Below are 11,972 nucleotides of genomic sequence, written 5' to 3'. Positions count from 1 at the left end.
GGCACGCACGGGCGCCGTTATAGCCCCGGCCGCTCGTCATCGGTGGGCGCTGGGCGCATCCAGGGGATGGCACCGCCGCCGAGCCACGCGGCGTGTGCAATTCGACCGCTTCAGCCCATCCAGAAGTGAAAAAGCCACCCCGGAGGGTGGCTGTGCGCGGGAGCGGGCGGACGTCGATCAGGCCGGGCGCACCAGGTCCTTGATCTGGGCCAGCGCGGCCGGGTCTTCCATGGTGGTCAGGTCGCCGGCATCGCGGCCCTCGCAGACCGCCTGGATGGCGCGGCGCAACACCTTGCCCGAGCGGGTCTTGGGCAGCACGGTGACGAAGCGCACGCGGGCCGGCCGGGCGACCGCGCCGAGCTGGTCGTCGACCACCTTCATGACCTCGCCCTCGAGCTTGAGCGCATCGGCCGGATCGGCCACGCGGGCCGCGTCCTTGACGACCGCGAAGGCCATCGCGACCTGGCCCTTGAGTTGGTCGGCCACGCCCACCACGGCCACCTCGGCGATTGCCGGATGGCTGGAGATGCTCTCCTCGATCTCGCGCGTGCCCAGGCGGTGACCGGCCACGTTGATGACGTCGTCGGTGCGGCCGAGGATGTAGAAGTAGCCGTCCTTGTCGCGCACGCCCCAGTCGAAGGTGCTGTACATCTGCTGGCCGGGGATGCTCGTCCAGTAGGTGCTGACGAAGCGTGCGTCATCGCCCCAGACGGTCTGCAGGCAGCCGGGGGGCAGCGGGCCGTTGATGGCGACGACGCCCTTGCGGTCCGGCTCGGTGATGGGCTGGCCGGTGTTCTCGTCGATCAGCTGCACGTCATAGCCGTAGACCGCCTTGCCGGGCGAGCCGAACTTGCTCGGGGCGCGCTCGACGCCGTTGCAGATCGCCATCAGCGGCCAGCCGGTCTCGGTCTGCCAGTAGTTGTCGATGATGGGCACGCCCAGCGAGTCGGAGATCCACTGCGCGGTCGGCTCGTCCAGCGGCTCGCCGGCCAGGAACAGCGCCTTGAGCGAGGACAGGTCGTACTTCTTCAGGAAGGCCGGATCCTGCTTCTTGAGCACGCGCACCGCGGTCGGGGCGCTGAACATCACGGTGACCTTGTACTTCTCGACCAGGCTCCACCAGATGCCGGCATCCGGGCGGATCGGCAGACCCTCGTACATGATGGTCGCCATGCCACCGATCAGCGGGCCGTAGATGATGTAGCTGTGGCCCACGACCCAGCCGATGTCGCTGGTGCTGAAGTAGGTCTCGCCCGGCTCGCCCATGAAGATGTGGGGCATGGAGGCAGCCAGCGCGACGGTGTAGCCGCCGGTGTCGCGCTGCACGCCCTTGGGCTTGCCGGTGGTGCCGGAGGTGTAGAGGATGTAGGACGGATGGTCCGACGCCACCCAGGTCACCGGCACCTGCGCGTCGAGGTGCTGCGCACGCAGCTTGGCGTAGTCGACGTCACGGCCGTCGACGCGGGCGAAGTCGGCCAGGCCGCGGTTGACCATCACGACGCGGGCCGGCTTGTTGCCGGCCAGGGTGATGGCCTCGTCCAGCAGGTGCTTGTAGGGCACCACCTTGCCGCCGCGCATGCCGGCATCGGCACTGACCACGACCTTGGGGCTGGCATCGTCGATGCGGCTGGCCAGCGAGTGGCTGGCGAAGCCGCCGAACACCACCGAGTGGATCGCGCCGATGCGCACCGCCGCCAGCATCGCGAAGGCGGCCTCCGGGATCATCGGCATGTAGATCAGCACGCGGTCGCCCTTGACGACGCCCAGCGACTGGTAGATCGCCGCGAAGCGCTGCACCTCGGCATGCAGCTCGCGGTAGCTGTAGGTCTTCTCGGTGTCGGTCTCGGTCGACACGAAGATCAGCGCGGCCTGGTCCGGCCGGTCCTTCAGGTGGCGGTCCAGCGCGTTGTGGCACAGGTTGGTCTGGCCGCCGACGAACCAGTTCGCGAACGGCGGCCGGCTGGTGTCGCAGACCTGCGTGTAGGGCTGGTGCCAGTCGATCAGCTGGGCCTGTTCCCCCCAGAAACCGTCGCGGTCCTCGATGGACCGGCGGTGGAAGGCGGCGAAGTCTTGGGGGGCAGCGGTCATCGGTCGTCTCCTGATCGGCGGGGTCGGCAGAAGTGCGCGCCCCAGAATTCATAATTACAAGGTGTGCGGCTGACAGCGTGCTGTCGGACGAGCGGTTCCGAGGGCCCGTCACGCCAGAAGCCGCGCCGATGCTGGCACTACCATCGCGCCACCACCTGCCCACGAAGGGTCTGACATGTCTGCGGTTCTCAAGCCTACGCCCAAGATGGACCTGCAAGCCTTCCTGGCCTGGGAGGAACAGCAGGCCGAACGCCACGAGTTCGTCGGCGGCGAGGTGTTCGCGATGACGGGCGCCCGCGCGACGCACAACACCATCGCGCTGAACATGGCCTCAAGCCTGAAGCAGGGCCTGCGAGGCACGCCGTGCCGGACCCACATCGAAGGGATGAAGGTCCACGTTCAGGCCGTCGACTCGGTGCTCTACCCCGACGTCTTCGTCACCTGCGAGCCGGTCGACCTGACGCCGGAGGCCGAGACGAGCAAGACCGCGCCACGGCTGGTCGTCGAGGTGCTGTCGCCTTCGACCGCCGCCTATGACCGTGGCCTCAAGTTCGAGCTGTACCAACGCCTGCCCAGCCTGCAGGAATACCTGCTGGTCGAGGCCGACCGCGCCCACGTCGACCTGTTCCGCCGCAATGCCGAGGGCCTGTGGGTGCTGCACCCGGCCGGGCCGGGCGCCACGATCGAGCTGGCCAGCCTCGGGCTGTCGCTGACGATGGACCAGGTCTACGAGGACGTGGACTTCGGTGTGGCCGGGGCCGCCACGGAGGCCGCCGCCGGCTGACCGGCGCGTCAGCCCAGCGCCGCCACCACCTCGGGCGGCGCCTGCACCAGCTCGATCAGCACGCCCTCGCCGCCCAGCGGGAACTCGTCGTTGCCCTTGGGGTGGATGAAGCAGATGTCGTGGCCAGCGGCGCCCTTGCGGATGCCGCCCGGTGCGAAGCGCACGCCGTTCGCGCTCATCCACGCGACCGCCTGGGGCAGGTCGTCCACCCACAGGCCGACATGGTTGAGCGGCGTCGTGTGCACGGCCGGCTTGCGGTCCGGATCGAGCGGCTGCATCAGGTCGACCTCGACGGCGGTCGGGCCGCTGCCGAGCGCGCAGATGTCCTCGTCGACGTTCTCGCGTTCGCTGACGAAGGTGCTCTTGACGGTCAGGCCGAGCATGTCGACCCACAGCGACTTGAGCTTGTCCTTGCTCGGGCCGCCGATGGCGATCTGCTGGATGCCGAGGATCTTGAAGGGCTTGGGGTTGCTCATGTCGCGGCTCACTCGAACGCCAGGATCGGCTGGTCCACCGACAGGCTTTCGCCCTTGCCGGCCAGCACGGCCTTGACGACGCCGTCCTGCTGGGCGACGAGGATGTTCTCCATCTTCATGGCCTCGATCACCGCCAGCTTCTCGCCGGCCAGGACCTTCTGGCCGACCTGGACCGCGACGTCGGCCAGCAGGCCGGGCATCGGCGAGAGCAGGAACTTGCTGGTGTCGGGCGGGGCCTTGTAGGGCATCAGCTTCATCAGCTCGGCCGCGCGCGGCGACAGCACCAGCGCGTCGATCTGGGTGCCGTTGTGGGCCACGCGGATGGCCAGCGGGCGCTTGGCCGAACCCTGCTCGACCTGGGCCGTGAAGGGCTTGCCGTTGACCGCGCCGGTCATCATCAGGTCGCCCAGCTTGGTGTGGCTGCGGATCGCGTAGGTGCGGGCCGCCTCGCCCGCGCCGACCACCACGTTGGCGGTGCAAGCCGCCGCGTCGTAGGCACCGACGCTGACCGGGTGGTAGGCGTGCTGGCCCTCGGCGCCCATCACCGCGACGACGAAGTCCGGCGCGATGGTCACGCCGTGGCCGGGCAGCTGGCCGCTGATGCCGGCGGCACGCTGACGGGCCTTGCGGCGCACGAAGGCGGCCAGCGCGACCAGGAACAGCGGGTCGTCGTGCGGCACGTCCTCGGCCTTGAAGCCCTTGGCGTAGTGCTCGGCGATGAAGCCGGTGTTGAACTCGCCGGTGACGAACCTCGGATGCGCCAGCAGCGCGGCCTGGAAGGGGATGTTGCTGCTGATGCCGCGGATCACGAAGCCGTTGAGCGCCTCGCGCATCTTGGCGATGGCGTCGTTCCGGTCACGGCCGTGCACGATGAGCTTGGCGATCATCGAGTCGTAGAACATCGGGATCTCGCCGCCCTCGTAGACGCCGGTGTCCACGCGCACGCCGCCGAACCTGCCGGCTGCGTAGGCAGGGCCCTGCAGCGTCTCGCTGCCCTGCTCCAGATCGGCCTGCGGCGGCTGGTAGCGCACCAGCCGGCCGGTCGAGGGCAGGAAGTTGCGGAACGGGTCCTCGGCGTTGATGCGGCACTCGATCGCCCAGCCCTGGCGCGGGATGTCGGCCTGGCCGAAGGACAGCTTCTCGCCGGCGGCCACGCGGATCATCTGCTCGACCAGGTCCAGCCCGGTGATGCACTCGGTGACCGGGTGCTCAACCTGCAGCCGGGTGTTCATCTCCAGGAAGTAGAAGTCCTGGTCCTTGCCGACGACGAACTCGACCGTGCCGGCGCTCTGGTACTTCACCGCCTTGGCCAGCGCCACGGCCTGCTCGCCCATGGCCTGGCGGGTCGCGTCGCTGATGAAGGGGCTCGGCGCTTCCTCGATCACCTTCTGGTGACGGCGCTGGATCGAGCACTCGCGCTCGTGCAGGTAGACCACGTTGCCGTGGCTGTCGCCGAGGACCTGGATCTCGATGTGGCGCGGCTCGAGCACGTACTTCTCGATGAACACGCGGTCATCGCCGAAGCTGTTGCGGGCCTCGTTGCGGCAGGACGAGAAGCCCTCGAAGGCTTCCTTGTCGTTGAAGGCCACGCGCAGGCCCTTGCCGCCACCGCCGGCCGAGGCCTTGATCATCACCGGGTAGCCGATGCCCTGGGCGATCTCGACCGCCCGCTCGGCCGACTCGATGGCGTCGTTCCAGCCGGGGATGGTGTTGACGCGGGCCTCGTTGGCGAGCTTCTTGGAGGCGATCTTGTCGCCCATGGCCGCGATCGAGTAGTGCTTCGGGCCGATGAAGGTGATGCCTTCTTCCTCGCAGCGGCGGGCGAAGTCCTCGTTCTCGGACAGGAAGCCATAGCCCGGGTGGACCGCCTGCGCGCAGGTCTGCTTGCAGGCCGCGATGATCTTGTCGGCCACGAGGTAGGACTCGCGCGAGGGCGCCGGGCCCAGCAGCACGGCCTCGTCGGCCAGCTCGACGTGGCGGGCGTCCTTGTCGGCCTCGGAATAGACGGCGACGGTGGCGATGCCCATCTTGCGGGCGGTCTTGATGACGCGGCAGGCGATCTCGCCCCGGTTCGCGATCAGGATCTTCGTAAACATGTCTGTCTCTTTCAGCAATGTCCGGCGGCAGAGCCATCGGACGAGCGTTCATTCAAGCCGCATGCGCGGATCCGGCTTTGCCGGTCCGCTGCATGAGCCCCCACGGGGGGCAGCGACCGACAGGGAGCGTGGGGGCTCACAGCGGAATGTTTCCGTGCTTGCGCCACGGGTTCTCCACCTTCTTGTCCTTGAGCATCGTGAGCGAGCGGCAGATGCGCTTGCGCGTCTCGTGCGGCTGGATCACGTCGTCGATGAAGCCGCGGCTGCCGGCCACGAAGGGGTTGGCAAAGCGGGCCTTGTATTCGGCTTCCTTGGCGGCCAGCTTGGCCGGGTCGCCCTTGTCCTCGCGGAAGATGATTTCCACGGCGCCCTTGGCGCCCATCACCGCGATCTCGGCGTTCGGCCAGGCGAAGTTGACGTCGCCACGCAGGTGCTTGGACGCCATCACGTCATAGGCACCGCCGTAGGCCTTGCGGGTGATGACGGTGACCTTGGGCACCGTGCACTCGGCATAGGCGTAGAGCAGCTTGGCGCCGTGCTTGATGATGCCGCCGTACTCCTGCGAGGTGCCGGGCATGAAGCCGGGCACGTCGACGAAGGTGATCACCGGGATGTTGAAGGCGTCGCAGAAGCGCACGAAGCGGGCGGCCTTGATGCTGCTCTTGATGTCCAGGCAGCCGGCCAGCACCAGCGGGTTGTTGGCCACGATGCCGACCGTCTGGCCTTCCATGCGGGCCATGCCGATGACGATGTTGGCGGCGTAGTCGGGCTGCAGCTCGAAGAAGTCGCCGTCGTCGACGACCTTGGCGATCAGCTCCTTGATGTCATAGGGCTTGTTCGGGTTGTCCGGCACCAGCGTGTCGAGCGACAGGTCCAGCCGGTTGGCCGGGTCGCCGCTGGGGCGCTGCGGCGCCTTCTCGCGGTTGTTCAGCGGCAGGTAGTTGAAGAAGCGACGCAGCATCAGCAGCGCCTCGACGTCGTTCTCGAAGGCCAGGTCGGCCACGCCGCTCTTGGTGGTGTGGGTCGAGGCGCCGCCCAGTTCCTCGGCGCTGACCTCCTCGTGCGTCACGGTCTTCACGACCTCGGGTCCGGTGACGAACATGTAGGACGAATCCTTCACCATGAAGATGAAGTCGGTCATGGCCGGCGAGTACACCGCGCCACCCGCGCTCGGGCCCATGATCATGCTGATCTGCGGGATCACGCCCGAGGCCATCGCGTTGCGCTGGAACACCTCGGCATAGCCGCCCAGCGAGGCCACGCCTTCCTGGATGCGCGCGCCGCCCGAGTCGTTCAGGCCGATCACCGGCGCGCCGACCTTCATCGCCTGGTCCATCACCTTGCAGATCTTCTCGGCATGCGACTCGCTCAGGGCGCCGCCGAAGACGGTGAAGTCCTGGCTGTACACGAACACCAGGCGGCCGTTGATCATCCCGTAGCCGGTGACGACGCCGTCGCCGGGGATCTTGTTGTCGGCCATGCCGAACTCGACGCAGCGGTGCTCGACGAACATGTCCCATTCCTCGAACGTGCCCTCGTCGAGCAGCAGCTCGAGGCGCTCGCGGGCGGTCAGCTTGCCCTTGGCGTGCTGTGCGTCGATGCGCTTCTGACCGCCGCCCAGCCGGGCCTTGGCGCGCTTCTCTTCGAGCATCTGCTGGATGTCGTGCATGTCGTTTGCTCCTCGTCGGGAGGTGGGTGAGATCGTTGGGGAAGGGAAAAAGAGGGAACGGGGGAAAGCGGATCGCGGATCGGTTCAGGTCATCACGTCATCAGGTCGAGCAGCCGCCGGGCCGCGACCGAGGCCGCGAGGCGACCAGCGCGGACCTCGTCGGTGCAGGCGCCAAGCTGGGCCTGCACGGCGGCGTGGCCCTTGAATCGCGCGCGCAGGCCGGCCTCGATGCGCTCCCACATCCAGGCCAGCGACTGCTGCTGGCGGCGCTGGGCGAGCCGGCCGTTGTCGGTCTGCAGGGAGCGGAAACGCGAGACGCAGTCCCAGAACGGGGCCAGGCCCTGCTGTTTCAGCGCGCTCAGCTGGATGACCTCGGGATGCCAGATCTGCGCATCGTGGTGTGCATGGTCGGGGTGTCCATGCATGCCCAGCAGCCGCAGCGCCGAGGTGATCTGCGAGCGCGCCCGGGTCGCCGCATGCACGTCGATGTCGGCCTTGTTGATGACCACCAGGTCGGCCAGCTCCATCACGCCCTTCTTGATCGCCTGCAGGTCGTCGCCGGCGTTGGGCAGCTGCAGCAGCACGAACATGTCGGTCATGGCCGACACGGCGGTCTCGCTCTGGCCAACGCCGACGGTCTCGACGATGACGATGTCGTGCCCGGCCGCCTCGGCCAGCAGCATGGACTCGCGGGTCTTCTCGGCCACGCCGCCCAGCGTGCCGCTGGACGGGCTGGGCCGGATGTAGGCCTGCGGGTGGACCGACAGCTGCTCCATGCGGGTCTTGTCGCCCAGGATGGATCCGCCCGAAACGGTCGACGACGGGTCGACCGCCAGCACCGCGACGCGGTGGCCGAGGCCGATCAGGTAAAGGCCCAGCGCCTCGATGAAGGTGCTCTTGCCCACGCCCGGCACGCCGGAGATGCCCAGCCGGAAGGACCGTCCGCTGTGCGGCAGCAGCGCGTTGAGCAGCAGGTCGCCGCGGGCGCGGTGGTCCGGCCGGGTCGATTCCAGCAGCGTGATGGCCTTGGCCAGCGCGCGCCGGCGCGGCGCCTCCGCCCCGTGCAGCAGGGCGTCGGCAAGGCTCTGGTCGATGGGCAGGAGTGCGCCGCTGGCGGACAGGTCGGACATCAGGTGACGGGGTCGTCGCTGGCCGGTCGGGCCGGCCGGCGGAAGTAGAGGTCCCACTCGCCCTCGGCCTGCAGCACGAAGCCGTGGCGTTCGTAGAAGCGGGTCGCGTCGCTGTGCTTGAGCGCGGTCACGCTGACCGGGCTGGACGCGGCATCGGCCTCGGCCAGCACCTGGCGCATCACCCAGGCACCGATGCCTTCGCGCTGCGCGCTCGGGTGGATGTAGAGGTGGTCCAGCAGCAGGTCCTGCTCGCGCGGGATCACGACCACGAAACCGACCAGCTCGCCATCGCGCAGGATGTGGCGGGTGTGGGCCGGGTTGTAGCCGCGGCTCAGACGCTCACGGGCACGCTGCGGATCGAAGCGGCCGACCCGCTCCAGGCTCTCGCGCATGGCGGCCATGCGCAGCGAGAGCAGGCCCTCGAAGTCGCCTTCGCCGGCGGGCATCAGGGTCAGCCGGGCGGTCGGATAGGTGGGTGCGCTGGACATGGCGAGGACGTGAAAAGTCGCGACCCGCCGAGTGTGCGTCAGCGCATGTGCCGAGAGGGAGGCCACCCCGCGTGCGCTCAGGCGGTGGCGCTGCCGACGGCCGCGCGGATCTGCTCGAGCACCGTCTTGGCCGACGCCGGGATCGGCGTGCCCGGGCCGAAGATGCCCTTGACACCGGCGTCGTAGAGATAGCCATAGTCCTGCTGGGGGATCACGCCGCCGACGAACACGATGATGTCGTCCGCACCCTGGTCCTTGAGTGCCTGGATGATGGCCGGCACCAGCGTCTTGTGGCCGGCCGCCAGCGTCGAGACGCCGACCGCATGCACGTCGTTCTCGATCGCCTGGCGGGCGCATTCCTCGGGGGTCTGGAACAGCGGGCCCATGTCGACGTCGAAGCCGAGGTCGGCATAGGCCGTGGCCACCACCTTGGCGCCGCGGTCGTGGCCGTCCTGGCCGAGCTTGGCGATCATCACGCGCGGGCGCCGGCCCTGTTCCTCGGCGAAGGCGGCGATCTCGGCCTGCAGCTGGGCCCAGCCTTCGGCCGAGTCGTAGGCCGCCGCGTAGACGCCGGTGACCTTCTGGATGTCGGCGCGGTGGCGGCCGTAGACCGACTCCAGCGCGTCGCTGATCTCGCCGACCGTGGCGCGCAGGCGCATGGCCTGGATCGACAGGTCCAGCAAGTTGCCCTGGCCGCTGCGCGCGGCATCGGTCAGCGCGGCCAGCGCGGCCTGGACCTTGGCGGCGTCGCGCGTGGTGCGGATCTGCTGCAGGCGGGCGATCTGGCCGTCGCGCACCCGGACGTTGTCGACCTCGAGGATGTCGATGGCGTCCTGCTGCTGGAGCCTGTACTTGTTGACGCCGACGATGACGTCGCGGCCGGAGTCGATGCGGGCCTGCTTCTCGGCCGCGCTGGCCTCGATCTTGAGCTTGGCCCAGCCGCTGTCGACGGCGCGGGTCATGCCGCCCATCGCCTCGACCTCCTCGATGATGGCCCAGGCCTGGTCGGCCATGTCCTGGGTGAGCTTTTCCATCAGGTAGGAGCCGGCCCAGGGGTCGACGACGTTCGTGATGTGGGTCTCTTCCTGGATGATCAGCTGCGTGTTGCGGGCGATGCGGGCGCTGAACTCGGTGGGCAGCGCGATGGCCTCGTCGAAGCTGTTGGTGTGCAGGCTCTGGGTGCCGCCGAAGACCGCGGCCATGGCCTCGACGGTGGTGCGCACGACGTTGTTGTAGGGATCCTGCTCGGTCAGCGACCAGCCCGAGGTCTGGCAGTGCGTGCGCAGCATCAGGCTCTTGGGGTTCTTCGCGTCGAAGCCCTTCATGATCCGGCACCACAGCAGGCGCGCGGCCCGCATCTTGGCGATCTCCAGATAGAAGTTCATGCCGATGGCCCAGAAGAAGCTGAGACGACCGGCGAAGGCGTCGACGTCGAGGCCCTTGGCCAGCGCGGTCTTGACGTATTCCTTGCCGTCGGCCAGCGTGAAGGCCAGCTCCAGCGCCTGGTTCGCGCCCGCTTCCTGCATGTGGTAGCCGCTGATCGAGATCGAGTTGAACTTCGGCATCTTCTGGGCCGTGTACTCGATGATGTCGCCGATGATCTTCATCGACGGCTCGGGCGGGTAGATGTAGGTGTTGCGGACCATGAACTCCTTGAGGATGTCGTTCTGGATGGTTCCGCTGAGCAGTTCCTGGGAGACGCCCTGCTCCTCGGCCGCGACGACGTAGCCGGCCAGCACCGGCAGCACCGCGCCGTTCATCGTCATCGACACCGAGACCTTGTCCAGCGGGATGCCGTCGAACAGGATCTTCATGTCCTCGACCGAGTCGATCGCCACGCCGGCCTTGCCGACGTCGCCGGTCACGCGGGGGTGGTCGCTGTCGTAGCCGCGGTGGGTCGCGAGGTCGAAGGCGACCGACACGCCCTGCCCGCCAGCGGCCAGCGCCTTGCGGTAGAAGGCGTTCGATTCCTCGGCGGTCGAGAAGCCGGCGTACTGGCGGATGGTCCAGGGCCGCACCGCATACATCGTCGCTTGCGGGCCGCGGATGAAGGGCTCGAAGCCCGGCAGCGTGTCGGTGTGCGGCAGGCCGGCGGTGTCGGCCGCCGTGTAGAGCGGCTTGACCCGGATGCCCTCGGGCGTCACCCAGTCCAGCGACGACAGGTCGCCACCGGGCGCCGACTTGGCGGCCGCCTTGGCCCACTGTTCGAGCGTGGCGGGATGGAACTCGTTCGACTGCGACATGACGCTTCCTGGCAAGGGCTGACCGGGCGGGAACCCGGCGGAGGGACCTGGGATTGCCAGCGATGATACATGATGCATAATTATGAATTCAAGATCCATGAACGCCTGACGTCGTCGGAACCCCACCCGTGGCCCTCCCCCTTGCCGAGTCCCAGCTGTCCCCGCGCGCCCTGTACCAGGACGTCGCCGAGCGGCTGCGCCAGCAGATCTTCAACCGCGAGCTCGAGCCCGGCAGCTGGATCGACGAGCAGAAGCTCGCGGCCGACTACGGCATCAGCCGCACGCCGCTGCGCGAGGCGCTGAAGGTGCTCGCGGTCGAGGGCCTGGTGACGATGAAGGTGCGCCGCGGCGCCTACGTCACCGAGATGTCGACCGAGGACGTGCGCCAGGTCTACCACCTGCTCGCGCTGCTGGAGAGCGACGCGGCGGCCTGGGTCGCCTGCCATGCCGACGAGGCCCAGCTCGGCCAGTTGCGCACGCTGCACGAGCAGCTCGAGCGCGAGGTCCACCAGCGCGAGTTCTTCTTCGCCACCAACGAGGCCTTCCACATGCAGATCCTGGCGCTGGCGGGCAACCGCTGGCAGCAGCAGATGATCAGCGACCTGCGCAAGGTCATGAAGCTCAACCGCCACCACTCGCTGTTCAAGGAGGGGCGGCTGATCGAGTCCCTCGAAGAGCACCGCGCCATCATGCGGGCCTTCGAGGCGCGTGATGCCGAGGCGGTGCGCCAGCTCATGCAGGCCCATTTCGACAACGGCCTGGCCGCTGCGGCGGCCTGAAGCCACACACCGTGTCACGGGCGCAGACGACGTGCCGCGTTTCTCAGCTTGAGGTCAGCTTGACCCCGCACAGTTCGGCCCGCCACGCCTGCCCCGGCCGGGGCGACCCGACCGGTCGACCCGCCCCGCCAGCCTTCCCCATCCCCCAAGAGGAGCGATCCCAGTGAAGATCCACGAGTACCAAGGCAAGGAAATCCTGCGCCAGTTCGACGTGCCGGT

Annotated in this window: 9 protein-coding genes; 2 read left to right on the top strand and 7 right to left on the bottom strand. The window is 68.4% G+C overall.

The genetic code is table 11. The annotated features are described in order from the left end of the window. Positions 1–177 precede the first annotated feature (177 nt). Entirely contained in the window at positions 178–2,088 is a 1,911-nt protein-coding gene (locus Q8X39_RS19245; RefSeq protein WP_305751318.1) for a propionate--CoA ligase, read from the bottom strand. A 175-nt stretch (positions 2,089–2,263) separates the two neighbouring features. On the opposite strand from Q8X39_RS19245, the gene Q8X39_RS19240 reads away from it, so the two are divergent. Next, complete coding sequence (locus tag Q8X39_RS19240) at positions 2,264–2,872, top strand: Uma2 family endonuclease (protein ID WP_305751317.1); 609 nt, start codon at positions 2,264–2,266, stop codon at positions 2,870–2,872. 8 nt (positions 2,873–2,880) lie between these two features. Here Q8X39_RS19240 and Q8X39_RS19235 read toward each other — a convergent pair whose 3' ends face one another. From Q8X39_RS19235 to scpA, 6 genes are all read right to left on the bottom strand, one after another. Then, complete coding sequence (locus Q8X39_RS19235; RefSeq protein ID WP_305751316.1) at positions 2,881–3,348, bottom strand: VOC family protein; 468 nt, start codon at positions 3,346–3,348, stop codon at positions 2,881–2,883. Between the two features lie 8 nt (positions 3,349–3,356). Then, positions 3,357–5,444 (bottom strand): acetyl-CoA carboxylase biotin carboxylase subunit, encoded by a 2,088-nt coding sequence (locus Q8X39_RS19230; protein ID WP_305751315.1) that lies wholly within the window; start codon positions 5,442–5,444, stop codon positions 3,357–3,359. 136 nt (positions 5,445–5,580) lie between these two features. Continuing rightward, the gene (locus Q8X39_RS19225) at positions 5,581–7,113 is read right to left on the bottom strand and encodes an acyl-CoA carboxylase subunit beta (protein WP_305751314.1); all 1,533 of its coding nucleotides are present in this window, start codon (positions 7,111–7,113) and stop codon (positions 5,581–5,583) included. A 92-nt stretch (positions 7,114–7,205) separates the two neighbouring features. Continuing rightward, on the bottom strand, positions 7,206–8,243 hold the full coding sequence (meaB, locus tag Q8X39_RS19220) for a methylmalonyl Co-A mutase-associated GTPase MeaB (RefSeq protein WP_305751313.1): 1,038 nt from the start codon (positions 8,241–8,243) through the stop codon (positions 7,206–7,208). Next, complete coding sequence (locus tag Q8X39_RS19215; protein ID WP_305751312.1) at positions 8,243–8,731, bottom strand: GNAT family N-acetyltransferase; 489 nt, start codon at positions 8,729–8,731, stop codon at positions 8,243–8,245. The genes meaB and Q8X39_RS19215 overlap by 1 nt, the downstream gene beginning before the upstream one ends. A 77-nt stretch (positions 8,732–8,808) precedes the next feature. Beyond that, positions 8,809–10,974, bottom strand: coding sequence for a methylmalonyl-CoA mutase (scpA, locus tag Q8X39_RS19210; protein WP_305751311.1), 2,166 nt, complete (start codon positions 10,972–10,974; stop codon positions 8,809–8,811). A 128-nt stretch (positions 10,975–11,102) separates the two neighbouring features. Between scpA and Q8X39_RS19205 the strand changes: the two genes are divergently transcribed. Further along, positions 11,103–11,753: a GntR family transcriptional regulator gene (locus Q8X39_RS19205; protein ID WP_305751310.1), complete on the top strand. Its 651-nt coding sequence runs from the start codon at positions 11,103–11,105 to the stop codon at positions 11,751–11,753. Positions 11,754–11,972 lie beyond the last annotated feature (219 nt).

It is taken from the genome of Leptothrix discophora (genome assembly GCF_030705305.1).
Taxonomy (GTDB): Bacteria; Pseudomonadota; Gammaproteobacteria; order Burkholderiales; family Burkholderiaceae_C; genus Sphaerotilus; species Sphaerotilus discophorus.
Note: the sequence above shows the minus strand (reverse complement) of the source record. Positions and strands in the feature narration are given on the sequence as shown.